Raw genomic sequence first — 26,187 nt, 5'->3', positions numbered from 1 at the left:
GTCAAAGCCGGTGAAACGACGCTCATGTTTGGGAATCAGGATCGGTTCGAAGCTACCGTCGCGGTCCCGCGGCAGTTCAACCCTGAGCGGGCCGTGATCCGTGATGATCGTCTTGCCGGTGGCGCCGTTGCGCTCGTTGGTCTGGCCTTCGGGCTTGGGCTGCCCCGGCGGGTAGCCCAGATGCCTGTTCATCTCGGCGCCCATCGCGCGCTCGATGACGGCCTTGTTGAACGCCAGCATCAGGTCCTGAACCTCGGCGGGCGTCATCGGCCCCTTGACCAGTTCGTCAAGCAGGCCTTCAGGCAGGGCAGGCAGCGGCCCTCGGGCCGCTGCCTGCGAAGCTACCGTGCGCTTCTTCATCGGCATATCCATGATTTTTACCTCTCATGATATGCCTCGCCCACGAAATGACGGATAGGTCCAGGCAGCGCGCGCCAAAGAGAAGCAGACGCTCATCGACGAGCTACGTCCGCTCAGCAAACTGTACGAACTGAGCGAGCACGACCTGTTTCCGCCACGCCGGGGCGACCGCCAAAACATGTGTCTCTGCCGCCGAAATACCGCGATCCGCGCAGCGGCGCCACCTGGTCAGGGCGCGGCAGGGCGCCGGGATGGATCGCAGGAACGAAGCTCGAGCGCATCCTGATCCAGGGCTGAGGGCCGCTCAGCCTTGCTGGACGAGGCTCTTACGCTCTTGCGAAAATTTTTATACTCGACGCGTAAGCAACCACTCGGTTGCGTTGCCCAGCGCTGCGGCGGCAATCGCACGGCGTGGCAGCGTGTGCGCGCGACCGGTGGGGGCGGCGTACTGGTCGTGGTCGGGAGTAGATGTGTTGCCCCATAGGGACCGGCCCGGCGTGGGGGAATGCCATGTTTCGGCGAATCGCATAAGACATCCTCGTTTCAGGAACCGCGGCCCGAATGGCGCGCTTGAGCGATCAAGTTAGTCCTGTCAATTTCCGTTTCCGATGTCATAGGACGATTTCGTATTGGGACTTTCCCTGCCTGTGCATCACACGTGCCCGTCGTGCGGGGGGAGGCGACTTTTGACCGCTCTTTGGGATTCGCCCTCAATCGAGCGGTGGCAACAATTGCCGTTTTTGTGGCGATTGAGCTGTTTCGCAGTTCGCCAGCGAGAGGCTGTTGCTATGCACAAAAGTTGACTTCCGGCACACTGGGATCGGCCCAGGACTAACCCGGATGCAAGAAAGTATCAGTCTGCGGTCTGATTTTCAGTGGTGGATGCGCGCCGCGGCGGGTAATTTTCAGTCATGGCGGCGCGCGGTCTTAGGGTAGGTCCAGCGTATGCGCGAGCAGCCGTCGCAGAACAAGAAAAAAACCGTGCAGGAGGAGTCGAGATGCAAACCATTGGGGCAGCCACGGCGCGCACAGGCGCGCCCCGCGCCACCCATTCCCAGCCTGACCTCGAACTGGTCGCCGTGCCGCGCGACGAGTCGTTCAAGGTCTGGTCGCACGGTTACCCCTATCGGACGGTGCGCTGGCACTTCCATCCCGAGTACGAGATCCACCTCATCACCGCGACCACGGGCAAGTATTTCGTGGGCGATTTCATCGGCAGCTTCGCGCCCGGCAATCTCGTGATGATCGGCCCGAACCTGCCGCACAACTGGGTGAGCAGCGTGCCGCATGACGAACCGGTGGACGAACGTTGTCTCGTCCTCCAGTTCGATACGGATTTCATCGCACGCGCGATCGATGCGTTTCCCGAATTCAGGCGCGTTGAACCTCTGCTCGACGCGTCGCGCTGGGGGCTCCTGTTCACGCCGGAAACGGGCGCGGCCGCCGAGCCGATCCTGCGCGAGATGCTGGGCGCACAGGGCATGCGGCGTGTCACGCTCTTCATCGACTTGCTCGATCTGCTCGTGCAAAGCGAGGAGCCCACGGCACTCGCAAGCGAGGCGTATCGCGCCGACCCAGCCCGCTATGCGGGCACGCGCATCAATCACGTGCTCGCCTTCATCGGCAAGAATCTCTCGCAGGAGCTGCGCGAAACGGAGCTGGCGGAACTGGCCGGGCAGAGCGTCAGCGCGTTCTCGCGCTATTTCCGCCGCCATACGGGCGTGTCGTTCGTGCGCTACGTGAACCAGCTGCGCATCAATCTGGCGTGCCAGCTGCTGATGTCCGGCGAACTGAACATCACGGACATCTGTTATCAGGTGGGCTTCAACAACCTGTCGAATTTCAACCGCCAGTTCCTGTTGATCAAGGAAATGTCGCCGTCGCGCTGGCGATCGTATCAGCGGCTCAACGCCGCGAGCGCGGCCAGCAAGAGCGAAGCCGTGTACGGTGCGCCAGCCATCGGCTAGAGGATCGCCCAGCAAAAGAGAGTCAAACGCCGTGCGCATTTCACGTATTGCGCAGGACGAACTCACACGTTCACAAGGCAGCACGACAGTTCCGGCAACCCTACCAGGCATTCAACCAAAAAACGGAGACACCCGATGACCCGACTTCACACCCAGCTGATCGGCGCCGCCGCACTCAGTCTCGCCCTCACGGGCATCACGTCGGCTTACGCCGCGCCGAGCGGTACGGTCGCGTTCCTGATGCCCGACCAGGCCTCCACGCGTTACGAGCAGCACGACTTCCCCGGTTTCAAGGCCGAAATGGGCAAGCTCTGCCCCGACTGCAAGGTGCTCTACCAGAACGCGAATGCGGATGCCTCGCAGCAGCAGCAACAGTTCAATTCGGTGATCGCACAGGGCGCGAAGGTCATCGTGCTCGACCCGGTGGACTCCACGGCCGCGGCTTCGCTCGTGCATATGGCGCAGAGCCAGGGCATCAAGGTCATTGCGTATGACCGGCCCGTGCCTTCTACTCCGGCCGATTACTACGTCTCGTTCGACAACGAGGAAATCGGCAAGTCCATCGCCCAATCGCTCGTGCAGCAACTGAAGGCGTCGGGCGTTGCGGGGAGCAAGGGCGGCGTGCTCGAAGTGAACGGCTCGCCGACCGACGCCGCCGCGGGGCTCATCAAGAAGGGCATTCACGAAGGGCTGCAGGGCAGCGGCTACAAGACGCTCTCCGAGTACGACACGCCGGAGTGGGCGCCGCCCAAGGCGCAGCAGTGGGTGAGCGGGCAGATCACGCGCTTCGGGCCGCAGATCGTGGGCGTCGTGGCCGCCAACGACGGCACGGCAGGCGGCACCATCGCGGCCTTCAAGGCGGCGGGCGTGAATCCGGTTCCGCCGGTCACGGGTAACGACGCGACCACCGCGGGCCTGCAACTCATCATCGCGGGCGACCAGTACAACACGATCCTCAAGCCCAGCGAGATCGTGGCGGGCGCGGCGGCGAAGGTGGCCGTGGGCTTCCTCGACGGCAAGCCTGTGAAGGGAGAAACGACGCTCTTCAAGACGCCCACGCAACTCTTCAAGCCGGCCGTCATCACGCAGAAGAACATCAAGGCCGAGGTGGTGGACAAGGGCTTCGCGAACACGAAGGACCTGTGCACGGGCCGCTACGCCGATGGCTGCAAGAAGCTCGGCATCGGCGGCTGATGCGCATGGCTGGGCCCGGCGCGCGCCGGGCCTCGAGAGCAACGAAGAGGTACCCATTCCATGACTGACCCATCCACGACACGCGGCGCGCCCGGCGAGCTGGTACTGAGCCTGCGCGGCATCTCGAAGCACTTCGGCGCGGTTTCGGCCCTCACGGATATCGAGCTCGACGTGCATGCGGGCGAGGTGGTCGCCCTCGTTGGCGACAACGGCGCGGGCAAATCGACGCTCGTGAAGGTTCTTGCGGGCGTGCACCAGCCTAGCGCCGGGACGATCACTTTTCGCGGCCAGCCGGTGAACTTGTCCGATCCGGGCACGGCGCTCGACTTGGGGATAGCCACGGTATTCCAGGACCTCGCGCTGTGCGAGAACCTCGACGTCGTCGCGAACATCTTCCTGGGCCGAGAGTTGAGCCCTTACCGGCTCGACGAGGTCACGATGGAAGTGAAGGCCTGGACGCTCCTCAACGAGCTTTCGGCGCGCATTCCCAGCGTGCGCGACGTGGTCGCCTCGCTCTCGGGCGGCCAGCGCCAGACCGTGGCGATTGCGCGCTCGCTGCTGCTCGACCCGAAGCTCATCATGCTCGACGAACCGACCGCCGCGCTCGGCGTGGCCCAGACCGCCGAGGTGCTGAACCTGATCGAGCGTGTGCGCGACCGCGGGCACGCCGTCATCATGATCAGCCACAACATGGAAGACGTGCGCGCCGTGGCCGACCGCATCGTCGTGCTGCGCCTCGGCCGTAACAACGGGATTTTCTATCCCGACTCATCCAACGCCGAACTCGTGGCGGCGATCACCGGGGCGACGGAAAACGCGGTGTCGCGCCGCGCGGGCCGCCGCCAGGCGCAACAGGACGTCCAATGAAAGGAACGATCATGAGCAAGACTATCCATGGCGCTCCGCAGCCTGAAACCCAGGACGCCTCGAAGCCCGATTCGAAGCCATCTACGCTGCTCGACCGCAGCGACGTGCGCGTGAAGCATGCGAGCGGAGTCGGCGAGAGCGTCTCCGCGTTCGTCGACCGTGTGCGCTCGGGCGACCTGGGGTCGCTCCCGGTCATCGCGGGGCTCGTGATCATCTGGACGGTATTCACGAGCCTGAACCCCGTGTTTCTTTCCGCCGACAACCTCGTGAACATGCTGTTCGACTGCTCGACGGTCGGCGTCATTTCGCTTGGCATTGTCTGCGTGCTGCTGCTCGGGCAGATCGATCTCTCGGTGGGCTCGATGAGCGGCTTCGCTTCGGCGATCGTCGGCACGTTGTGGGTGAACGACGGCTGGCCGGTGCTGCTCGCCATCGTCGCCGCCATTGCCGTGGGCGCGGCGATCGGCGCACTGTACGCGCTGCTGCTCAACTGGATAGGCATGCCAAGTTTCGTCTCGACGCTCGCGGGCCTGCTCGCCATCCTCGGTATGCAGCTCTACGTGCTCGGCTCGACCGGTTCGATCAATTTGCCCTACGGCTCGGCGATGGTGAATTTCGGGCAACTGATGGTGATCCCGCCCATCGTCTCGCACGTGATTGCGTTGCTGCCCGGTATCGTGCTCCTGCTGCTCGGCATGCGCACGCGCACGCGCCGCCATGCGGCCAGGCTTTCGGCGCCTTCTGTCGCAGGCCTGATCGGGCGCGCGGCGGTGCTGACCGTATTCCTCGAAATCGTCGTGGCCTATCTCAATCGGGGGCGTGGCGTGCCGCTGATGTTCGGCCTCTTTCTGGGCCTCGCGGTCGTCATGCAGTACGCGCTCACGCGCACGCGCTGGGGCCGTTCGATGCACGCTGTGGGCGGCAATCACGAAGCCGCGCGGCGCGCGGGTATCAAGGTCGGCGCGATCTATACGAGTGCCTTCGTGCTGTGCGCGAGCCTTGCCGCGATCGGCGGCGTGCTGACCGCGGCGCGCCTCGCTTCAGCGAGCCAGCAGGCCGGCACCGGCGACGTCAACCTCAACGCCATCGCGGCGGCCGTGATCGGCGGCACGAGCCTGTTCGGCGGGCGTGGCAGCGCATGGTCGGCAGTGCTGGGCATTATCGTGATCCAGTCGATTGCAAGCGGTCTGACACTGCTGAACCTGTCGTCGTCGCTGCGCTTCATGATTACGGGCGCCGTGCTCGCCATTGCGGTGACCGTCGATTCGCTCGCCCGTCAGTCGCGTGTTTCGCATGGCCGCGCCTGAGGCGTTGGCACCTGACTCAAGGAGAAAGTCACCCATGTCTGAATCGATCAAGGGAAAGGTCGCCGCCATTACGGGCGCGGCGTCCGGCATCGGCTTCGCGTGCGCGCGCGCGTTCGTGGACGAAGGCGCGAAAGTCGTGCTGATCGACCGCGCAGAGGACCGGCTCGCGAAATGTTGCGCGGAGCTGGGGCCCAATGCGCTGCCGCTCGCCATGGACCTGCTCAACCCCGCGGACTATGCGGCCATGCTGCCCAGGATCCTCGATCTCGCTGGCGGGCTCGATATCTTCCACGCCAACGCGGGAGCATATATTGGCGGCGAGGTGGCGAACGGCAATCCCGACGAGTGGGACCGCATGCTCAACCTGAACATCAACGCCGCATTTCGCTCCGTGCATGCGGTACTGCCGCACATGATCGCGCAGAGGGCGGGCGATATTATTTTCACGAGTTCGGTGGCGGGCGTGGTGCCGGTGGTGTGGGAGCCCATTTACACGGCCTCGAAGTTCGCGGTGCAGGCCTTTGTGCACACCGTGCGCCGCCAGGTCGCGAAGCACGGCGTGCGCGTGGGCGCAGTGCTGCCGGGCCCCGTGGTCACGGCCTTGCTCGACGATTGGCCCAAGGCGAAGATGGACGAAGCGCTGGCCCAGGGCAGTCTCATGCAGCCGAAGGAAGTGGCCGATTGCGTGGTATTCATGCTCACGCGGCCGCGCAACGTCACGATTCGCGACCTCGTGATTCTGCCGAACAGTGTCGATCTTTAGGGCCTGTTCACGCTAATAACAGGCTTGCGCTGGCCGCCAGAAGGGCCGAGCGCGAGGATAGCGACGAAGCGAATACTCGACGTATTCGTGAGGAGCATGACGCGGCGATCGGCCCTTCTGGCGGCCAGCCCCTGGAATGAAAATGTTTAGTATGGGGAACGTACCTTGCCGGCCGCATTGCGGCGTCGCGCGTCGCTTGTTTGGCTCGGCCAAACGGCGCGCCGCGCTCCTTGCACTGCAGCCGGCAAGGCACGTTCGCAAGCCTGTTATTAGCGTGAACAGGCCCTAACCACACAGTCAACGAGCCATGACCTCAAATAACCAGGCTGGAGGCGCACGCCATACCGTCGGCGTCGATGTGGGCACGGGCAGCGCCCGCGCCGGCATTTTCGATTCTGCCGGACGCATGGTGGCGTCGGCGAAACACGACATCACCGTGTTTCACGAGAGCGGCGCGATTGTCGAGCAATCGAGCACGCAGATATGGAACGCCGTGTGCCAGGCCGTGAAGGAGGCGCTCGCGCAGGCCGCGATCTCGCCGGAGCAGATCGCCGGCATCGGCTTCGACGCCACCTGTTCGCTCGTCGTGCTGGGCGAGGGCGGCACGCCGCTGCCCGTTGGCCCGTCCGAAGTGGCCGAGCGCGACATCATCGTGTGGATGGACCATCGCGCCGTGGAGCAGGCCGAGCGCATCAACGCCACGGGCCACGATGTGCTGCGCTTCGTGGGCGGCAAGATCTCTCCCGAGATGGAAACGCCCAAGCTGCTGTGGCTGCTGGAAAACCGGCCCAAGGTGTTCGCCGCGGCCTGGCAGTTCTTCGACCTGACCGACTTTCTCACGTGGCGCGCCACGGGCGATCTTTCGCGCTCCACCTGCACCGTGACCTGCAAGTGGACCTATCTCGCGCACGAGCAGCGCTGGGACGAGAGCTACTTCCGCACCGTGGGTCTTGGCGTGCTTGCCGACGAAGGTTTCGCGCGCATCGGCCGGACGATTGTCGAGCCGGGTACGCCGCTCGGCAGCGGGCTCACGCCAGCGGCGGCCGCGCAGCTCGGCCTGCGCGCGGGCACTGCCGTCGCGACGGGCGTGATCGACGCGCACGCGGGCGGCATCGGCACGGTTGGCGCGCAAGGGCAGCCAGAGGCGTGCCTGGCCTATGTGTTCGGCACCTCGTCATGCACGATGACGACCACGCGCGACCCCGTGTTCGTGCCCGGCGTGTGGGGGCCGTACTACGCGGCGATGGTGCCCGGGGCGTGGCTCAACGAAGGCGGGCAGTCGGTGGCGGGCGCGGCGATCGAGCGGTTGCTCGCGATGCATCCGCTCGCGACGGAAGCCGCAAGCCGCGCGGCGAACGAGGGCCTGTCGCTACCGACGATGCTTGCCGGGCTGGCGGCGCAAGCTGCGGAGGGGTTGTCGGGCGCGGTGCGCCTGGCGCACGATCGGGGCCTGCACGTCGTGCCGGAATTCCTCGGCAACCGCGCGCCGTTCGCCGATCCGCACGCGCGGGCCGTCATCGCGGGACTCGGCATGGAGACCGACATGGAGAGCCTGGTCGCGCTCTATGTCGCGGGCATAGCCAGCATCGGCTATGGGCTGCGGCAGATCATCGAGGTGCAGGCCGAGGCAGGCGCGCCAATCGAGCAGGTCGTGATCAGCGGCGGTGCGGGCAGGCTCGACCTCGTGCGCCAACTGCTTGCGGACGCAACGGGCAAGCCCGTGCTGGCCACCCACGCCGAGGAGCCCGTATTGCTGGGCGCGGCCATGCTGGGCGCCGTGGCTGGCGGGCTATACGACAACGCGCGCGAGGCGATGGCCGCGATGTCGCAGATCAGCAAGGTCTACGCACCGGCCACGGGCGAGATCGCGGCGCTGCACGAAGCGCGTTACCGCGCCTTCACGCAGTTGCAGGACGTGGCGCGCGCGATCCGATAATGGCTTGACCGGTAGCGGCTCACGCCGCCTCGCCGCTGCGCTGCGCGAGCGTGGCGGCGGCTGCCTGGCTCTGCGCGAGGTGGCGCAGCAGCTTCGTCACCATCACGACGACCGTGAGCGCGAGCAGCACGAAGAACACCGCGAGCGGCGTGAGCACGTGCACGGAGACGAAACCGGCCAGTCCCATCATCGCCGAGGAAACGAGCAGCAGCGCGCAGCCGAGAATCGCGCTCGTCAAACCCGCAATGTGCGGGAACAGCGAATTGCCCTTGGCCATCAGGGTGGGATACATCGCGCCCGCGCACAGACCCATTACGAGAACCGGCGTGGCGAGCGTCCACACGCGCAGGCCCACCGTGAGCGCGAGCACGAGCATGGCGATTGCCGCGCCCGCCATCACGCGCGCCCCCACGCGCAGACGTTGTTCCGCGGTGGGCAGGCGCGGGCCGTACAGCCGGTTCGAGAGGCCGCCCAGGAAATACATCAGGCCGATGCCGAGCGCGAGATAGCCGAAGAACGTGGGCGGCTTGTGCAGCGTGTTCTGCACCATGAACGGCCCGACGACGTTGAATACGAGCAGGATGCTGTAGCACAGGCCCTGGGCAAGAAAGCAGCTCTGGAACACCGGGCTCGCGAGCACCTTGCCTGCGTTTGCGATGAGCGTGCGCGGTTCCAGATGCACCGGTTGCCGCAAAGTCTCGCGAAAGCGCCACAGCAGCGCCCACATCACCAGCGAATACACGAGCAGGAACACGAGGCAGGCCTTCCAGCCGAACAGCTCCTGCAGATGCGCCCCGATCACAGGTGCGATGATCGGCGCGAGCCCCCACGTAATCGACATGTAGGTGAACGCGTGCATGAGCGCGGTGCCCACGAACGAGTCGGTGATGATGGCTTTTGCGAGCAGATTGGTCGCGGCAATACCGAAGCCCTGCAGGCAGCGCGCCAGCACGAAGGTTTCCAGGTTCGGCGCGGCCAGCGAGAGCAGACAGCCGACCGTATAGATCACGAGCCCGAAGGCCAGCACGCGCTTGCGCCCGAGGGCGTCGGAAATCGGCCCGAAGATGAGTTGGCCGAGCGCGTAGGCGGCGAGATAAACGGACACGCTCGACTGGATCGCCTGCGGCGACGTCGCGAAGTAGCGCGCCATGGCCGGCAGCGCGGGCACGTAGATGTCGATGGCGAGCTGTCCGGCGGAGGCGAACAGGCAGATCAGGAACAGCAGGAAGCGCGGCGAGTTCGCCGGGCGTGCGGCGGTGGCTCGACGTTCGGGCAGATCGTGGGTCATGACAGCGTGAAAAGGGCGGATTCCGGTGCGGCGGCGCGGGAGCGATCGAGCTGCGGGTTCGGCAAGCGCGTTCGAATCACGAACACAACGTCCGGCGCGGCGGCGTAGGCGCGTATTGTGCCTGTTATCGCCGACTTCCGTGCGACGCCCCTCGCAGGCGCGGCGCTTGCTGGACATCCGCATATCTCGCCCTGGATATTCGCGGAGTGTCGACATGCCAGAGAAAAGGCCGAAAGAGGCCGCGCGCCGCCCGGCCACCGCGGAAGACTACGAAGTCTTCTGCGGCGAGCAGATCGACGGCGCGGGCCGCTACTACGGATTGCTGCGTATTCGCCGCAAGACCGATGGGCGGCTCATCTATCCGTTCGACGGCTGCCCGCGTCCGGGCCCGTGCGCAACGGGTCCGCTGGCAAGGCAACAGGCACTCACGCTCGCGGATGAGCTGATCCGCGCGGACATTGCCACGCCCGAGGGGTGAGTCGGCCCTGCGTGCCGTCGGCGGAGGCTCCACGTCGCCACGCTGCCTGGCGGGACGTGCCGAGAATTTGATTTCGCAAACGGCCGATCGAGGAGAAATGGATACTCCTCTCTTTGGAGAATCCGCTTAATTTTGGAACCATTTTTTAGCGCCCGTCACGTAGCATTTTCGAAATTCCGTTGTGCGAGAAACGAAGATGAGCGAGAAGGGCGATTTGCGTTACTTTGACTATGCCGCGACCACCCCGGCGGACCCGCGGGTGATCGAGGCGATGTTCGGCTGTCTGGGCATGGAAGGCGACTTCGGCAACCCTGCCTCCAGCTCGCATGGCGCGGGCCAGCGGGCGCGGCGGCTCGTCGAGCAGGCGCGCAAGGACGTGGCGGCGCTCATTGGCGCCGATGCCGAGGAGATCGTCTGGACTTCCGGCGCGACCGAGTCGAACAATCTCGCGCTCAAGGGCTATGCGGACCGCGCGACGCAACAGCGCCATCTCATCACGAGCCAGCTCGAGCACAAGGCCATTCTCGATACGATGACGAGCCTCGAAGCGCGTGGCATGGCGGTCACGCGGCTCGCACCGAACGCGCACTGCGAAATCACGGCGGAGGCCGTCGCCGCCGCGCTCACGCCCGAAACCGGTCTCGTGTCGCTCATGCTGGTCAACAACGAGCTGGGCACGCTCACGGACGTCGCGGCGATTGCGCGCGTGGTGCATGCCGCTGGCGCGCTGCTGCACGTCGATGCGGCGCAGGCGCTCGGCAAGACGCCCATCGACGTCAAAGCAATGGGTATCGATCTCCTCTCGATGTCGGCGCACAAGGTGTATGGGCCGAAGGGCATCGGCGCGATCTATGTGAGCCGCGAGGCGTTCGAGCGCATCGCGCCGCAAATGCACGGCGGCGGCCACGAGCGCGGTCTGCGCTCGGGCACGCTGGCCACGCATCAAATCGTCGGCATGGGCGTGGCGTGCGTGATTGCGCGCGAGGCGCTGCAAGAGGACTGCGAGCGCATTGCGCGCCTGGGCGAGCGCCTGCTGGCCGAGGTGCTCGCGTTGCCGGGCGTCACGCTCAACGCCGCGCGCGCGAAGCGCATTCCCCACACGCTGAGCCTCACGATCGATCTGCCGGGTTTCTTCCCGTTCCTGCTGACCGGCGACCTCGCGATCTCGTCGACTTCGGCTTGCAACTCGGCTGCGGGCACGCCGTCGCACGTGCTCACGGCAATCGGGGTTGGTGAAGAAGCGGCAAGCCGCACGGTGCGCTTGAGTCTCGGGCGCTTCACGAAGGAGGACGACGTCGATTTCGCGGTGGACTGCATTCGTCGCGCTGTGGCGCCGTGTCTGCCGGCCGCAGCGGCCGCTGTGCCCGCTTGATCCCGCCGATCAACGTCACCATGAACATCGGCACTCGATGATCGTTTCACTCGTTCTCGGCGCCATGATCGGCGCGTTGCTGGGACTCACGGGCGCCGGCGGCGGCATTCTCGCCGTGCCGGCCATCGTGGTGGGAATGGGCTGGCCCATGCAGCAGGCCACGCCGGTCGCCTTGATCGCCGTGGCGAGCAGCGCGGGGATCGGCGCGCTCGAAGCCTTCCGCAAGCGTCTCGTGCGCTATCGCGCGGCGTTCTGCATGGCGCTCGCGGGCGTGCCGACCACGTGGCTCGGCGTGCGCCTCGCTCAAGCCATGCCGCAACGCCTGCTGTTTGCGCTCTTTGCCGGCGTGATGCTGTTCGTGGCGGTGCGGCTGCTGCGTCAGACCATCGGGAAAAAGCGCGCGCTGCAGGAAGCGTCGCCGCTCTGCGTGGGCCGCGTGAATCCCGACACCGGGCGCCTCGTGTGGTCGAAAACGACGGCGCTCGCGCTGGCGTCGACCGGCGCGTTGACGGGGCTGATGACGGGCCTGCTCGGCGTGGGCGGCGGCTTCATCATCGTGCCCATGCTGCGCAAGCTCACGAACATCTCCATGCATGGCATCGTCGCGACGTCGTTGATGGTCATCGCGCTCGTGGGCTCTGGCGGCGTGGTGGCGACGGTGCTGCGCGGCGTACCGCTGCGGCTCGACCTCACGCTGTGGTTCAGCGTCGCGACCGTCGCCGGCATGATGCTGGGGCGTCACGTTTCGCACCGCGTTTCCGCGCGGTATACGCAGATGGGCTTCGCCGCCATTCTGGTTTGCGTGGCGTGCGGCATGCTCGCGAAGGTGGCGCTCGGTTACTGACCGGATCGCGCCTTGCGCCCGCGTGCCCCTCAACCGGCCTCTGCGAGAAAGATCCCGATTTCGTCGGCGAGCCAGTCGCGCACGGCGCGTACCTTTGGCTCGTCGCGGCTGCCAATGCGGTAGACGAGGTCATGACCGCGCTCGGACTCGAGACGCAACTGCGGGAACGGCGCGACGAGCCGACCGGCCGCGATGTCGTCCGCCACGATCACGCTGCGCCCCAGCGCCACGCCTTCGCCGCGTATCGCCGCCTCGATCGCGAGGCTCCCATGGCTGTAGGCCGTGCCGCGATCGCTGCGCACACCGCTCAACCCCGCCAGTGCCAGCCATTGCTCCCAGTTCGCGAGCATGCCGCCCTCGTGCAGCAAGGTGCAGCGCGCGAGGCTCTCGACCGTTGCCATCCCACCCATCTTCGCCCGATAGTCAGCACTGCAAACCGGCGTCACAGTTTCGTCGAGAATGCGCTCGGCCAGCACGCGCGGATAGCGTCCGCTGCCGTAGCGAATCGCCACATCGACGTCCGAGTCGTTGAGATCGACGTATCTATCGGTCACGTCGAGGTGGACGTCGAGTTCCGGATGGCGGGCCTTGAGGCGATACAGGCGCGGCGCGAGCCAGCGGTTCGCGAAGGACACGCTGGCATTGATCTTCAGACGCGTGACGCTGTCGTGCGTGCGCAGGCGCTCGGACTCCTTGGTCAATTCAGCGAGCGCGCGGTTCACGGCCAGCAGGAACTCTGCGCCCGCCTCGGTCAAAACGATGCGCCGCGTGAGGCGCTGGAAGAGCGCCACGCCCAGATGGCTTTCAAGCGTCTTGATGTGCCGGCTAACGGCGCCATGTGTGACGTGCAGTTCCTGCGCCGCCAGCGTCATGCTGAGCAGCCGCCCGGTGGCTTCGAAGGCGCGCAGGGTTTGCAGCGGGGGAAGGCGGTCGAACATGGAGCCGGACGTGTGTGGTACGTGTGAGTTTTGCTCACGCATTATATGACGACAAATGGTTTGTCAGCCACGTTGACGGCCTTCAATATGGGCAGCAAGCAGCGGGACGTAACGTAACCAGTGCTCGCCCGCCGCGCATTTCTGAAAGTTGGCATTCGCCGCATTGCGTCGCTCATCATGGATCTTCTGCTCTTCAAGCTCGTCGTTACGCCGTTGTTGCTGTTGGCCGCCAGTCTCGCTGCTCGCCGCTGGGGCGAAGCAGTCGGCGGGTTGCTCGTGGGGCTGCCGCTCACATCGGGGCCGGTCTCGGTTTTTCTCGCGCTGGAGCACGGACCGGCGTTCGCCGCGCAAGCTACGGCGGGATCGCTCGTCGCAACGGCTGCACAAGCGGCGTTTTGCGTCGTCTATTGCAGGCTCGCGGCGCGCGGGTGGAAGGTGGCGCTTGCGGCCGCAGGCGCGACGTTTGCCCTCGTGGCCCTCGTGCTGCAAGGGAGCGCGCTGCCGGCCAACGGTCTATATCTCTTCGCCATTCTGGCCATCGCGCTGGCGCTCAACCTCATTCCCAACAAGCCGGCAAGAACTGCGCGGCTCACGCCGCCGTGGTGGGATTTGCCGTCGCGCATGATGCTGATTGCCGGCCTCGTCGTGAGCGTGACGCTGATCGCGCCTTACGTCGGACCTGAGGCGAGCGGCGTGCTCGCGTCGTTCCCGTTCATGGCGATCATCCTCGCCGTGTTCGCGCACCGCCTGATCGGCCATGAAGCGGCGCAGCAACTGATGCGCGGCATGACCACAGGACTGCTGGGATTTGCGTCGTTCTTCTTCGTGCTGAGCCTCACGCTCACGCGCTGGCACCTGCTGGCCGCCTACGGGACAGCGATTCTCTGCGTGCTCACGATCCAGGCGATTTCCCTGTACCGCATGCGTCTGCCGACACCGTGCCTGCACGGCAAGTCCAAGCCAGAAGGCAGCGCGCCGTAGCGGCTCGCCTCGCATCCGGCGGGCCTGGACGGGCCACGCCGCGTGTGTTGCGCTGCACCGCGGGACTTCGGCTTCGGCGCGTGCCAACGACTCGACGCCCGCGGTGGATGGCCTAAACTACAGAACCGGCGGATGCGGCTACTTCCGCACCGCCGGCCCGCCATGGCGCACCTCTTCTTCGCAGCTTCGATTCAGCGGCACGTCGCGACGCCCGAGCGCGAGATCGACGCGCGCACGCTTCGCGAAGCGTTCGATGCCGTGTTTGCCGAGCAGCCGCGTTTGCGCGGCTATATCCTCGACGATCAGGGCGCGTTGCGTAAGCATCTGGCGGTGTTCGTGGACGGTGTTCGGCTACGTGACCGGGAGCATTTGAGCGACGCGCTCTGCGAGCAGAGCCGGGTGTACGTCGTGCAGGCGCTGTCCGGCGGATGAGACGCAGCTTTGCATGGGACCAGAGCGCCGACTCTGGCTCGACAGGAGGGCACGCAAGATGAGCGATCGACTGCTGGTCGCAACCCGCAAGGGGTTGTTCGTTCTGGAAGCCGATGGAGAGGGCGGCTGGACAATCGGCGAACCTGAATTCGTCGGCGAGCCGGTGAGCATGGTGATGCCCGACGCGCGCGACGGCTCGCTTTATGCCGCACTCAACCTGGGCCACTTCGGCGTGAAGCTGCATCGCCGGCGTGCGGGCATGGCGGATTGGGAAGAATGCGCGGTGCCCGTCTATCCGCCACAGCCGGCCGACGACATTCAGGCCAGCGAACCGGACGCATTGGGCCGCCTGCCCGCGCCATGGTCGCTCCAGCAGATCTGGTCGCTCGAACCGGGCGGCGCGGACGAGCCGGGCGTGCTGTGGGCGGGCACGATCCCTGGTGGCCTGTTCCGCTCCGCCGACGGCGGCGACAGCTGGGAACTCAACCGCTCGCTGTGGGACCGCCCGGAGCGGCGCGAATGGGCGGGTGGCGGCTACGACGCGCCGGGCATTCACTCGGTGATGGTCGATCCGCGCGACAGCCGGCACGTGACGGTGGGCGTGTCGTGCGGCGGCGTCTGGCAGACGGGCGACGGCGGCGCGAACTGGCGCCTCACCGCCGAGGGCATGGAAGCCGACTACATGCCGCCCGAGCGGCGCGGCGAGCCCAACGCGCAGGACCCGCATCGCGTGGTGCAATGCGCGGCGAATCCGGATGTGCTGTGGACCCAGCATCACTGCGCTATCTTCCGCTCGACCGATGGCGCGGCGCACTGGCGGCGCATCGAAGCGCAGCCTTCCAGCTTCGGATTCGCGGTCGCGGTGCATCCGCGCGAGCCGGACACCGCGTGGTTCGTGCCGGCCCAAAAAGACCAGTACCGCGTTCCCGTGAATGGCCAGTTCGTCGTCACGCGCACGCGCGACGGCGGGCGCACGTTCGAGCGCTTCTCGAACGGCTTGCCGGGCGCACCGGCATATGACCTCGTGTACCGGCACGGACTCGACATCGACGAGTCCGGCACGCGTCTCGCCATGGGCTCGACCACGGGCGCGCTCTGGACCTCGGACGACGGCGGCGAAAACTGGCGGCTCGTTTCGGCGCATTTGCCGCCGGTGTATTGCGTGCGGTTCGGGTGACGGCGCGCAGGCGCATCCGACCCCGCCTCGCTACGCGCGCAGCGAACAGTTGCGGCTGTCCCACGCCGTGATGTCGACGAGCGGATCGTCGCGCGTCATCGCTCCCGCCGATTCACCGTTGACGTCGCGCCTATATACAGCCGAAGTCAGCGCCGCCGTCGGCTGGATTCACCCATCGCCGTGATCGAACAGACAGCTCGCCAGCGCGATTGAGTCACACCCGCTGAGCGCCATTAGCTACCGATTTCCCTATCGCGCATTCGAATCTCAAAAAAGAGAAGGAATCCTATTTGATGATGCCAGGCAAAAGTGCCGGAAATTTCATATGGAGTCGGGTCATTGCGATTGACGGACTGTGGGAGCAGTCCTAGATTTTTCGCTCGATAGCTGCGGACGCAACGATTATGTTTTCGTTCCTTTCAACCGCACAGGACAGCGTGGAATGAATGCTCTCTCGAAGAATTTTACCGATGCGCTGCGTCACCCGAGCGTGCGCCTGACCCAGCATTTCAGGCTGTGGATTGGCAAGCAGGAGAATGATCTCGATGTGCTCGACTTCAAGGTGCGCGGCGGATTCTGCAAGGACTACGTCGTCATTGTCACGGTCACGTCTGCGCGCCTCGACATTGACGGCAAGGACTACGTCGGGCGGCGCGCGGGCCTGCAGGTCGACGAGCGCGCCGCGGTGCCGTCGGCGAGCTGGACGACGCCCGTCGATCATGCGGCGGCCACCTTAAATGGGGTGGTGACGCGCTGGAGGCGTATCCGCACAAGCCGCGACGAGGCGGCCTACGAGGTGCGCATCGAACCGCGCTTTGCCGCGCTCGGCAAGCGCATGGTCCACTCCGATGTGCTCGACGATGTCACGTTCGAGGAGATGGTCAGGAAGAAGCTGGTCGACGGGCAAAACTTTGACGCCTTCGATGTCGAGTTCCATCTCGAAGGGCCGCAGGAGAAGATGCAGCAGATCGTGATGTACGAGGAGTCGATTTGGCACTTCATCGCACGTCATGCGAAGCGCAAGGGCATTTTCTGGTTCTACCGGCAGGAGCGCGGCGAGAACGGGCTGCTGGACATCCTCGTGTTCGCGGACAACCCGCGTGCCTATATCCGGTCGATCAACCTGCCGCTGCTGGCCGGCGCGGGACTGCACAGCAACTCGCACGAGGCGGCGCAGGAGGTTCACGAGCAGCGCGCCCTGGTACCGGCGACGATTGAAGTTTGGGAGCGGAACTACCGGACGCCGGAGGACCCGCTCAGGGCCATGGCGAAAGTCTCCGCGCAGGCGGACGACCGCTCGGTGTTCGGGCAGATCAGCCGCAGCGCGGAGTTCCATCTGACGCAGCAGCAGGGCGAGACGCTCGCTCAGGCGCGACGCGACGAGCAGATCGCGCGTCAAGTGACGCTCGCTGGCGCTAGCGACGCGAAGGGCATTGCACCGGGCGTAGTGATCAAGCTGACCAATACGAAGATGCCGAGTGCCGAATACGGCTTCGTGGTGACGTCGTTCAAGATGAAGGGAAGCCGCACGAAGCCCGCTTTTGCGCGCTTCAAGGCGATGCCCGCGCATCTGACCTACCGGCCGGTGTTTGACTACGAGCGGGACTGGCGATTTCTGACGGGGCCTGTCGTCGGCGTGGTCACGACATTGGACTCGACCCCCTACGCATACGTGGACGAATACGGGCGTTATCCCGTTGTACCGAAGTTCCTGCAGAGCTCGGCGAACGCCAATAACAAGCTGCTGAACCTGCGGCTGCTACGTCCATCATCGTCGTACCAGGGCGGCTTCCATTCGCCGCTGCTTCCCGCCACCGAGGTTTTGCTCGACGGGGCCCACGGCGATATCGATCGTCTCCATATAGCTGGCGCCCTGCACGATTTTTCGCACCCTGATGTCGTACGAAGCACCGACGCGCTGTTTAGTTACGCGATCTGGCGCTCGCCGCTTCTCGGGGCAGAGATCGTTTTCAATGACCTGAAGGGCAAGGAAAGCGCGCGTATCGCGACGGTCTACGGCCAGTCTGCGATCAATCAGGGCTATCTGCTCAACAGCAAAAAGCTCCCTCGCGGTGAGGGGTACGAAATTACCTCGAAGTCGTGGGGCACGATGCGCGCGGCGAAGGGGCTGTTCTTCTCGGCGGACGCGGCGGCTGGACCCGATACGCCGCACCTTGAGATGCCTGCCGCCGTCGCGCAACTCGAAGCGGCGCTGCAGCGCGTAACGGACCTCGCGGCCGCGACGACGCAGGCCGGAGCCGATCCTGCCGATCGCGCCACGCAGTCGGCGCTGCTCGACGGCTTGAATCAGCTTCGTGACGCGGGGTTGCTCGCGAGCGCCCCGGCGGGCATGGCCTTCGTGACGCCGCGCTCGGCCCAGCACTCGGCTGGCGAAAACATGATCGTTACGGCGGGCCAGCATCTGGACGTCAGCATCGCCAGGCGGCTACGGATGGCGGCAGGCGAGCTGATTTCGCTATGCGCGCACAAGCTCGGTATCAACCTGACCGCTGCGAAGGGGAAGTTTACGGCGGCAGCGTTGACGGACGGGATGGACCTGTTCGCGCAGAAGCAGTTGCGCGTCGCGAGCGAGAGCGCAGACGTTCAGGTCTCGGCGAAGTCGAAAATCACGCTCAACAGCGGGGGGGCTTCGCTCGTAATCGAAGGCGGCAACATGACTTTCCACTGTCCTGGCGCGTTCACCGCGGCCTCGTTCACGTTCGTTGGACCCGACAACGTGCCGGCCCAGCTACCGTCCCTGCCGAAAAGCAGCCTGAAGAATTCCGAACCGTATTCGTCATCCCACTGAAGCCATGATCATCAGCCCTCCCTTTCTTCCGGCGTCGGGCCCGACGGCCAGCGACGCGTCGAAACCGGACCCCATGATGGATCTCATCGACCAGTTCGAGATTGGCCATCACGGGGTCTGGCCGGTCACCTTCGACCGGCGTTCTCATTGCGCTATCCATCTGAATCCTGGCACGCAGGGCGCGGGCCACGCAGAGCCGGTGCGCGCGATCGCCGATGGGGAAGTTGTCGCGTACCGGGTCTGCAAGAACGGCATCTCGGACGGCGCGACCGATTCGAAGACCGGGCAGCCTTTTCTGAACTCGAACGCCGGCTTCGTTCTGCTGCGGCACACGACCGACACGGGCGACGGACGCACGCTCGCGTATTACTCGCTTTACATGCACCTGCTGGACATGATCAGCCAGGAGGATATTGTTCCCCAACCTAACGATCCGCCGGAAACTGGCTCGACGAACGCGCTACCCAAATGGCTGCTCGATACGGCAGGGGGCAAGGATGGGATGGTCCAGATGGGCGGTACGAAGAGGGTGTACCGCAAGGACATGCTCGGCTACGTCGGCCAGCATCAGGGCGTGGCGCATCTTCACTTCGAAATCTTCATGGCGGACGGCGATTTCACGGCCTGGTTCGACACGGTACAGATCGGGCTGAAAAAGCCGGCTCAGCTGGCCACGGGCGACTACTGGGGGCACAGCTACTTCGTCATTTCCGGCCCGCAGGAGTTCTATCCGCAGCCTGCGGGTATGGATGAGACCTGGTTTCCCCGTGTGCCGGGCGGCTCGCTTGGTGCAGGCGATACGCTCTATGTCGAGGCATCGTTCAACAAGGGGCAGCGCTTTACGCGCGCGTGGATCGATAGGGGTGGCAGTGGCAACGTGGCCTTGCTTACGCCCGACCCCGTTGCGGACCCCTATGACAACGCCCAAAAGCATTACGAATACGACCTGTATGAACGCGCGATGGCCCTCTATCCGGCATGTCCGAGCGATGGCTATGAGATGCTGCGGTTTGGACGCATTCTTTCGCATAAGGACTCAACCGAATCCCCCCCTGCCACCTGGATCGCGGTGCCATTCGACGAGCATGGCACGCTGGGGTATGTCAACATCGCGCCGAATGCCATCAAGAAGCTGTCCGACGCGGATTTTCCGTTCTTTACGGGTTGGCAAAGGGTGGATGGTGACAACACGCCGTTCAACGACGCCGGGCGATGTGATTACGCCACGCTTTGCGGGTTGACCGGCATTCAGGATTCGCTGCCGTCGGCGCAACCGCTCGAAGTCGATCCGAACAACAACAATGACGTCAACCTGCAGCTTGCCAGCTACGTGCAGAACACGGATGGCGTGGACGAAAAGCTCCGGGGGATGGTGTTCAAGGCGCGCAGCGAGTGGGATCCGTCCAACAACGCGGAACGGTACAAGGATCTGAACGATCCGCATGGCTTTTTCGGCAAGCAGAAAGATACCAACCCTGATGGGTACATCAAGTTCAACGATTTCCTGAGCAAATTTCAGTTTCTGGACAAGACGCCACTCGCCAGGCAGCAATTCTGGTTCTTCCATCCGCTGGCGTTTATCCGGCATTTCAGGAAGTGTGCGTGGTTAAGTGCGAGCGAATTCAAACAACTGTTACCGACTGAAGTCCTGCGCGAAGCCGGAGCACACGGGCTCTATTACGAAGACGTGGCCTATTCGAGGCGTCGAGCAGATCTCGCTAAAACACATCGGATTCCGTTAAATTGTGCTTTGCGAAAATACACCATTTCTACACCTGAACGCATGGCGGCGTTCTTTGGAAATTCTTTGCAGGAAACCCAATGGTTTGAAAAATTGCATGAGAACAATCGTAGTGAGTGGTACTACCCATGGGATGGTCGAGGATTTCTTCAGCTTACGCATTCGTCAAATTACATCGGTTACTGGGATTTTCGGGGACGTAAGGGCCAGATATCACAAACAACACGTGACGCCTTGGCACATGCTCAGGCTCAAGCCAATCAACATCGGGCGCAGGCCCAAATGTATTTAGCTGACCCGGTCAGTGGCGTGACGCCCGTGATGATCGGGTGGCGCGAGCAAGTCAGTGCCGAGGGCCAGCCTGTAACGCTTGAAGACACCGTTGCTCCCGCCGATAGCGCAGGGTACTACTGGGCCAAGATGGGCATGGCTCGTTACGCTGATAAACCGATCGCTTTGGAGCGGCGTGCAGTAACTGCCAGGCGACCACCTGATCCCCATCATTCCCATCCGAACTCGCCAGTTGGAAAGGTCTATTACCACAGTATGAATTTTCGGGACGCGTCAGCTGTTGTGAATCTCCCCAGTACGGTAGGTCAACCCAATAGACCTTTTAACGGTTACATCGCCCGGTGCGTGGCTTACGCGCAGGCGCTAGCGGTGCTGGCAGAAGTCAAATTTCCAGATGCGTCTGGGGTTCCCTCACTGGGGTTTCCTGAGGGACGTATTCCACGGAGAGATTGAACATGCGTGACAAATTGCGTGTAGTTTTGCTTGGGATCATTTTCGTAATCATCCCATTCGTCTCGTATGCTACGGATAGCGCCGTTGCAATTGCCGAGCCATCTAGGCTCGTGGTCGACATGGGGCAAAAATGTGTTATCAGCGTCAAGGACTATTTCAAAGGTCATCTAGCCAGCGGAATGCCATTGAATGCGTCTTACTGGACAGAAGAACCACCCGTTAAAGCGCCGATGTTGAAGTCTGGCATAAATTTTGTTTGCGCCAGTTTGATGGATCAATCCAAAGAGGAGATCGCACGGCAGCATGGTGCTGTCTATGACGGAAATAGAAAAAATTGGATCCCTTACTTCGATAGCGAAAGAAATGCAAAACTTTTGAGCAAATTCACCAAGGTGGGTAACCTGGATGCAGTCAACGGGAACGGATTTTATGTAATCCAAGACGATCGGGATGGCGATCCGGCGCAGCGTGAGCGCTACCTGTCATTTTGTATTTTTCACGGAGCCATCGCCTTGTGCGGAGGTGAACCCGTTATGTACCTTAGTGATCCGAAGAGTAATCTGCTCCCATACGCTCTTGATATTCTTCGCAGCGTCGAATTTATTGACTTTTCAGGGCGAAAATCCGCGCCAGCAAGTATCCCTGTTGACCAGTGACGCTTATCCGGTGAAAAAATATGGCAACAGAGCCGCTGGTTGACACAAACGGTAATCCAGTGACGGGTTGCGGAAACGGTAAACGTGGAGTGTCGGAAATAATGAAAAATAAAATTGCGATATACCAACCGCTCACGCCATTCAAGCGTCATTGGAGAAGCGGAAGCTATGAAAGGAAATTCATTTTCTTTGTGCTTTTTGTCTTTCCCGGACCGGTATTCGCTTGTGGGACTGATGTTCAGCGGCAGAGAATGGCTGAAAAACTGTCCGCAGACGCGGAAATGCAGAAATTTGTCTGTGGCGCAAGCGACTCGTGCTCCATGGGGGATTTCAAGGCCGGGTTGCAATTTCAAGAATACGAAGAGCGCTTCCACGGACAGGTCCTTTCGGTGTGTCTAGTTGTGCCGACCTTGACGGCGACCAACTCCTACACCGGGGTATTCGCGGAAAAGAATGGCGAGTACGCATTTCAATTTATCTCGTATGGAACCGGCGTCAAGGCCCAGGTCAACAAGGCCGGAATCCCGATGATTCTTGAGTACAGTGTCGCCGATCCAGATAACCCGGACTATTCGCTGAATCAATATTTGTGGAATGGCCAGGCATTTATTTTCAATCGCAGCGTGCCGATACATAACTGAAATCGACAACAGGTCTGACTAATCTATGCAATCTCCTATCCGTAAAGGCGACAAACTCGAACACGGCGGCGAAGTCACAGGCGGCTCACCGTGGTTCGAGGTGATGGGCCGGCCGCTCGCCCGGAAGGGCGACGAGGCGATCTGCGAACTGCATGGACCAACCACGATTGACGAGGGCTACGCCAAATTTCCCGATCGCGACGGCAAGGAGGTTGCCTTCCATCATTCCCGCTGCGCGTGCGGCTGCCGTCTGCTCTCGTCGCTCATGAATTTCAACATCGAGTAATGCCGGTCGATCTTTCTCCCGCCGGACGCGCCAGCGGGTATCCGCACAGAATGCGTTTCTGGCCATGGGCGGCTACGTGGTTCGTGTTTAACGTCTTCGGCCCGTTATTTGTGCTGCTTGCGTGGCCGAAGGGTGAGCCGGCGCGTGGCCTCGAGTTCTGGAGTTGGATGGTCGGCGCACCGAACGGCGTGTTCCTGGTTCTGCTCGGTTTTGCCCGGGCAGGCTACGAGGTCCTCTGGTATCGCGCGTACTGGCGCAACCATCATCGCGACCGCTGGCTCAGGGAGAGAGTCCGGTTCGCGCAGCGCCCGCTGCATGTAGTTAGTGCTGGGTATTGTCTGCCGCTGGCGGGCAAATCCCTTGCTGAGGTTCTCGCTGGCAAGCACTCGCTCCTGAAGACGCAGAGTGCCCGACATGGCTCGGGCAAGGTCTCGTGCAATCGCTTTGAGGACCACGACCCGTTGCTGGCCGGGCTGCCCGTGGCGGGAGAAGAGGAAAGCGAGGGCGGCGACGCAGGCGTGCTGATGGAGGTTGCTACCGCTGTCCAGATGATCCGTGTTGCGCTTGAACCGTTGGTCGGCAATATCCAGGCGCTGACGCGATACGAAAAGCCGTACTGGCCGCAGGTACGCGTGCTGGCCGGGCCGGAGACTGCGGCCCGTCGCCTGGCCCAGGTTGGGGAGGCGTTGCGGCTGGCTGCGCTACCGCCACTCGATGTTCAGGCCGTTCCCGCGACCGATGGTCTGCTGGTAGCCGACGGCTGGCTCGACGCGCGCGAGAGCCGTCCGCTTCTCGCGGTCGCCGCAGCATGGTACGACGATGCCATCGACGAAGGCTGTGCCGAAGGTTGTAGTGCCGTGCTGCTCGATCCCGGTTACTTCAGGCTTCCGCCGGAAGTCCGCCACAAGGCTGCCCTGCACCGTCCCGTCCAGGGGCTCGACGGTGAGGCCGAGTACGGTTTTGCGAATGCCGCGATCTGGGGCAAGGCTAAGGCCGCGGCGGTGACGCGCGCGTGGATCACGCGTCCGGTTGAGCGCAGCGACCGCGCCCTCGCTGCCGCCGGTTTTCAGGCCGCGTCGAAGGACGCCGCACAGCACCGGCTCGATCGTATTGTCGGTAACGTGGGCGCGGCAAACGGCCTGCTGGCAATTGCGGCTGCCATTGAGGCCGGCGCCACAGACGGCCCGCAACTGGTTGTCGACGGGCTGCAGTCAGCCATTCTCCACGTCATACCCGCAGGACAACCCAACGCATCCACGCATGACGACTCCCCAAAATAACCTGAAGAACATTGAGCCTGAAGCCGTCGCCAGCAAACCGGCTTCAAGCCCCGCGGCGATCTGGGGCATGCCCCTCGCAGCGCTCGTCCTCGCCATCGCCGCACTCCTGCTGGTCTGGTTCGGGAATGGCCGCCTTGGCATCGCGGATGGCGCACTTCGCATGCGGCTATTGATCGGTATACCGATCGTGCTGGTTGTCGTCGTGATCGCCCACCTGTTCGCGGTATCGACGGCTGCATACGGCGGGGCCGCCAGACTGTTCCGCTCTGAAACCGGCGACCGCACGAAAGCGGCAAAGCCGCTCAAGCGCGACGCGCGGCTCCAACGCATGGCCGATGAACTGCGCGTCGCACATGGCTGGTTCTGGCGTAACCGTCTGCGCTGGTTGATGGTCGACGGTAGCGACGAGCGGGTCGATCAGGTCGCGCCCGGGCTCAAGCAGGCAGGCGTTATGCACATCGGCGAAACCGTCCTCGTCCACGCTGCGCCGGACGGTATCGAGACCGGGAAATGGCTCGGCCAGATCCGCAACCTGCGCAGTCGTCGCCCGGTCGATGGTCTGGTCCACGTCGCACGCGCCGACGAGACCGATACGGACCTACCCCGCGCGCTCTCGATGACCGCGACCGCGCTCGGCTGGGCCGCACCCGTTACGTTCCTGCATCCGGTCGAGGCAAAGGGTAGGCCGTCCGAAAGCTTCGACGCGGTCGGCGCCTTCATGCCCAACGAGCCGCGCAGGAAGGCGCAGGAATCCGCCGCAAGACTGCCGGAGCTGTTCAACGAGGTCGAGCGGTGGACAGCAGACTCGGGCGTACACCTTTATACCCAGGAGAAGGCGACCTGGCTGATGGAAGTCTCGAAGTATGTCGGCGACCATGCCGGGCGGATCGCTACCAGCCTGGGCGCGCTTGCCGCGTCGAACTGGCTGCGTGCGCCGCTCGCGGGTGTCATGTTCGCGCCGGTTTTTCCGGGGCCGACCATCGTACCGGTGCCGGTCGTCGACGCAGACGCGACGCCAGGCCAGCCCGCTGACACGCCGCATGTGGTGACGGTCACGCGCGAGCAGCCCGCCGCGCTGCTCCCGGTATGGAAAGAGATCGCTGGCGGGGCGTCCCGCCATCGGGGCAGACGCGCGGGCTTCTACTGGCCCGATGCCCTCGCGATAGCTGTCCTCGTTGGGGCCATCGCCTGGATCGTCCTGCTGGTAATCTCGGGCCTCGGTAACCACGCACTTGTCAAGGATGCCGAAACAACCGCTGCGGTTGCCCTGAAGGCCACGCCAGGTTCGCCGCAGGCGATGCGCTCGCAGCTCGCCCTGCAGCAGCAGATAGAGACGCTCGAATACCGCCGGGACCATGGTGTAGCGTGGTATCTGCGCGCGGGTCTCTCGCACAACGACGAACTGCTCGACGCGCTCTGGCGGCCCTATGAGGCCGTGGCTATCCGCAACCTGCGCCAGCCGGTCGTGCTGGCGCTCGAAGGGCAACTTGGCGCATTCTCGCAGGTCCGTGCAGACGAACAGCAGAGCCATGACGCGCAGCAGCTCGCCTACAACCGCCTGAAGGCGTACCTGATGCTCGCCACCCCGGCGAGTACCGACGCAACCTTTCTCAGGAAACAACTGCTCGACGTCTGGCCCGCGCCCACCGGCATGCGCGCGGGCGAATGGCTCGACGTTTCGCAGCGGCTCGCGGGCTTCTGGTCCGACCATCTGAAGGCACATCCCGGCTGGCGGATCAATCCGTCGATCCCGCTGGTCACCCAGATGCGCTCGACGCTCGTCAACCAGATCGGCCTGGCCGCGAGCGACGATGTGCTCTACCAGCACGTGCTTGATGAGGCGCGCGGCAAGTACGCCGACGTGTCGCTTGCAACGCTGCTCGTCGGCGCTGACGCGCACGGTCTCTTCACGACCACACAGACGGTGCCGGGCATCTTCACGCGCGCAGCGTGGGAGGGCGTCGTCGAGAAAACCATCGACGATGCGGTGAAAGGGCAGCATGTCGAGGGTGACTGGGTGCTGACTGGCGACCAGCCGACCGCCCGGATCAGCGCGACCGCCGTGGAGGGTGCGGTTGACGCGACGCAGGCTGCAGTCGAAGCAAGGAGGAGCGCCGACGAGCTGA

At 63.9% G+C, this 26,187-nt stretch carries 22 protein-coding genes and 1 pseudogene; 20 read left to right on the top strand and 3 right to left on the bottom strand.

Annotation, left to right across the window (positions count from 1 at the left end):
• Positions 1-366: transposase (locus M3I54_RS38170; protein ID WP_254345092.1), on the bottom strand; the 366-nt coding region annotated here is incomplete at its 3' end.
• A gap of 48 nt (positions 367-414) precedes the next feature.
• Here M3I54_RS38170 and M3I54_RS45510 point away from each other — a divergent pair.
• From M3I54_RS45510 to M3I54_RS38135, 7 genes are all read left to right on the top strand, one after another.
• The gene (locus tag M3I54_RS45510) at positions 415-657 is read left to right on the top strand and encodes an H-NS family nucleoid-associated regulatory protein (protein WP_375542284.1); all 243 of its coding nucleotides are present in this window, start codon (positions 415-417) and stop codon (positions 655-657) included.
• 701 nt (positions 658-1,358) lie between these two features.
• Positions 1,359-2,327, top strand: a complete 969-nt coding sequence (locus M3I54_RS38160) for an AraC family transcriptional regulator (protein ID WP_254345090.1) — start codon at positions 1,359-1,361, stop codon at positions 2,325-2,327.
• A gap of 135 nt (positions 2,328-2,462) precedes the next feature.
• On the top strand, positions 2,463-3,521 hold the full coding sequence (locus M3I54_RS38155; RefSeq protein WP_254345087.1) for a sugar ABC transporter substrate-binding protein: 1,059 nt from the start codon (positions 2,463-2,465) through the stop codon (positions 3,519-3,521).
• Between the two features lie 60 nt (positions 3,522-3,581).
• Positions 3,582-4,388: an ATP-binding cassette domain-containing protein gene (locus M3I54_RS38150; protein WP_254345085.1), complete on the top strand. Its 807-nt coding sequence runs from the start codon at positions 3,582-3,584 to the stop codon at positions 4,386-4,388.
• 11 nt (positions 4,389-4,399) lie between these two features.
• The gene (locus tag M3I54_RS38145; protein WP_254345083.1) at positions 4,400-5,695 is read left to right on the top strand and encodes a sugar ABC transporter permease; all 1,296 of its coding nucleotides are present in this window, start codon (positions 4,400-4,402) and stop codon (positions 5,693-5,695) included.
• Between the two features lie 34 nt (positions 5,696-5,729).
• Positions 5,730-6,458, top strand: a complete 729-nt coding sequence (locus M3I54_RS38140; RefSeq protein ID WP_254345081.1) for an SDR family oxidoreductase — start codon at positions 5,730-5,732, stop codon at positions 6,456-6,458.
• Between the two features lie 307 nt (positions 6,459-6,765).
• Positions 6,766-8,394, top strand: coding sequence for an FGGY-family carbohydrate kinase (locus M3I54_RS38135; RefSeq protein ID WP_254345079.1), 1,629 nt, complete (start codon positions 6,766-6,768; stop codon positions 8,392-8,394).
• Positions 8,395-8,413: 19 nt separating this feature from the next.
• On the opposite strand, the gene M3I54_RS38130 is transcribed toward M3I54_RS38135, so the two are convergent.
• Positions 8,414-9,682 (bottom strand): multidrug effflux MFS transporter, encoded by a 1,269-nt coding sequence (locus tag M3I54_RS38130; RefSeq protein WP_254345071.1) that lies wholly within the window; start codon positions 9,680-9,682, stop codon positions 8,414-8,416.
• A gap of 214 nt (positions 9,683-9,896) precedes the next feature.
• Between M3I54_RS38130 and M3I54_RS38125 the strand changes: the two genes are divergently transcribed.
• The 3 genes and pseudogenes from M3I54_RS38125 (at position 9,897) to M3I54_RS38115 (ending at position 12,376) form a co-directional block, all read left to right on the top strand.
• Positions 9,897-10,160 (top strand): DUF6723 family protein, encoded by a 264-nt coding sequence (locus M3I54_RS38125; protein WP_254345069.1) that lies wholly within the window; start codon positions 9,897-9,899, stop codon positions 10,158-10,160.
• A 196-nt stretch (positions 10,161-10,356) separates the two neighbouring features.
• A pseudogene (locus M3I54_RS38120) lies at positions 10,357-11,529 on the top strand (cysteine desulfurase family protein); the annotation flags it as partial.
• Positions 11,530-11,569: 40 nt separating this feature from the next.
• Entirely contained in the window at positions 11,570-12,376 is an 807-nt protein-coding gene (locus M3I54_RS38115) for a sulfite exporter TauE/SafE family protein (protein ID WP_254345067.1), read from the top strand.
• A gap of 29 nt (positions 12,377-12,405) precedes the next feature.
• Here the strand turns inward: M3I54_RS38115 and gcvA are convergent, their stop codons facing one another.
• Positions 12,406-13,314 carry a transcriptional regulator GcvA gene (gene gcvA, locus M3I54_RS38110; RefSeq protein ID WP_254345065.1) on the bottom strand — a complete coding sequence of 303 codons (909 nt, stop codon included), beginning with the start codon at positions 13,312-13,314 and terminating at the stop codon, positions 12,406-12,408.
• Between the two features lie 177 nt (positions 13,315-13,491).
• Here gcvA and M3I54_RS38105 point away from each other — a divergent pair, with 177 nt between their 5' ends.
• The 10 genes from M3I54_RS38105 to M3I54_RS38055 all read left to right on the top strand — a co-directional run.
• A complete protein-coding gene (locus M3I54_RS38105) occupies positions 13,492-14,295 on the top strand; it encodes a hypothetical protein (protein ID WP_254345063.1) in 804 nt (267 codons plus the stop codon).
• Positions 14,296-14,457: 162 nt separating this feature from the next.
• On the top strand, positions 14,458-14,727 hold the full coding sequence (locus M3I54_RS38100) for a MoaD/ThiS family protein (protein ID WP_254345061.1): 270 nt from the start codon (positions 14,458-14,460) through the stop codon (positions 14,725-14,727).
• A gap of 58 nt (positions 14,728-14,785) precedes the next feature.
• Positions 14,786-15,904 carry an exo-alpha-sialidase gene (locus tag M3I54_RS38095; protein ID WP_254345059.1) on the top strand — a complete coding sequence of 373 codons (1,119 nt, stop codon included), beginning with the start codon at positions 14,786-14,788 and terminating at the stop codon, positions 15,902-15,904.
• Positions 15,905-16,346: 442 nt separating this feature from the next.
• The gene (locus tag M3I54_RS38085) at positions 16,347-18,713 is read left to right on the top strand and encodes a type VI secretion system tip protein VgrG (RefSeq protein ID WP_254345056.1); all 2,367 of its coding nucleotides are present in this window, start codon (positions 16,347-16,349) and stop codon (positions 18,711-18,713) included.
• Positions 18,714-18,786: 73 nt separating this feature from the next.
• Positions 18,787-21,198 carry a hypothetical protein gene (locus tag M3I54_RS38080; RefSeq protein WP_254345054.1) on the top strand — a complete coding sequence of 804 codons (2,412 nt, stop codon included), beginning with the start codon at positions 18,787-18,789 and terminating at the stop codon, positions 21,196-21,198.
• Between the two features lie 2 nt (positions 21,199-21,200).
• Positions 21,201-21,854 (top strand): hypothetical protein, encoded by a 654-nt coding sequence (locus M3I54_RS38075; protein ID WP_254345049.1) that lies wholly within the window; start codon positions 21,201-21,203, stop codon positions 21,852-21,854.
• A 20-nt stretch (positions 21,855-21,874) separates the two neighbouring features.
• Positions 21,875-22,495, top strand: a complete 621-nt coding sequence (locus M3I54_RS38070; protein ID WP_254345044.1) for a hypothetical protein — start codon at positions 21,875-21,877, stop codon at positions 22,493-22,495.
• A 25-nt stretch (positions 22,496-22,520) separates the two neighbouring features.
• Complete coding sequence (locus M3I54_RS38065; protein WP_254345041.1) at positions 22,521-22,781, top strand: PAAR domain-containing protein; 261 nt, start codon at positions 22,521-22,523, stop codon at positions 22,779-22,781.
• Positions 22,781-24,061 carry a hypothetical protein gene (locus M3I54_RS38060; protein ID WP_254345039.1) on the top strand — a complete coding sequence of 427 codons (1,281 nt, stop codon included), beginning with the start codon at positions 22,781-22,783 and terminating at the stop codon, positions 24,059-24,061. The genes M3I54_RS38065 and M3I54_RS38060 overlap by 1 nt, the downstream gene beginning before the upstream one ends.
• Positions 24,042-26,187 (top strand): ImcF-related family protein (locus M3I54_RS38055; protein ID WP_254345037.1); only part of this gene is annotated, 2,146 nt, incomplete at its 3' end. The genes M3I54_RS38060 and M3I54_RS38055, both read left to right, overlap by 20 nt.

The sequence above is a fragment of the Paraburkholderia sp. CNPSo 3274 genome, from assembly GCF_024206475.1.
In the GTDB taxonomy this organism is placed as follows: Bacteria; Pseudomonadota; Gammaproteobacteria; order Burkholderiales; family Burkholderiaceae; genus Paraburkholderia.
This window is presented reverse-complemented; position numbering and strand designations above follow the sequence as displayed.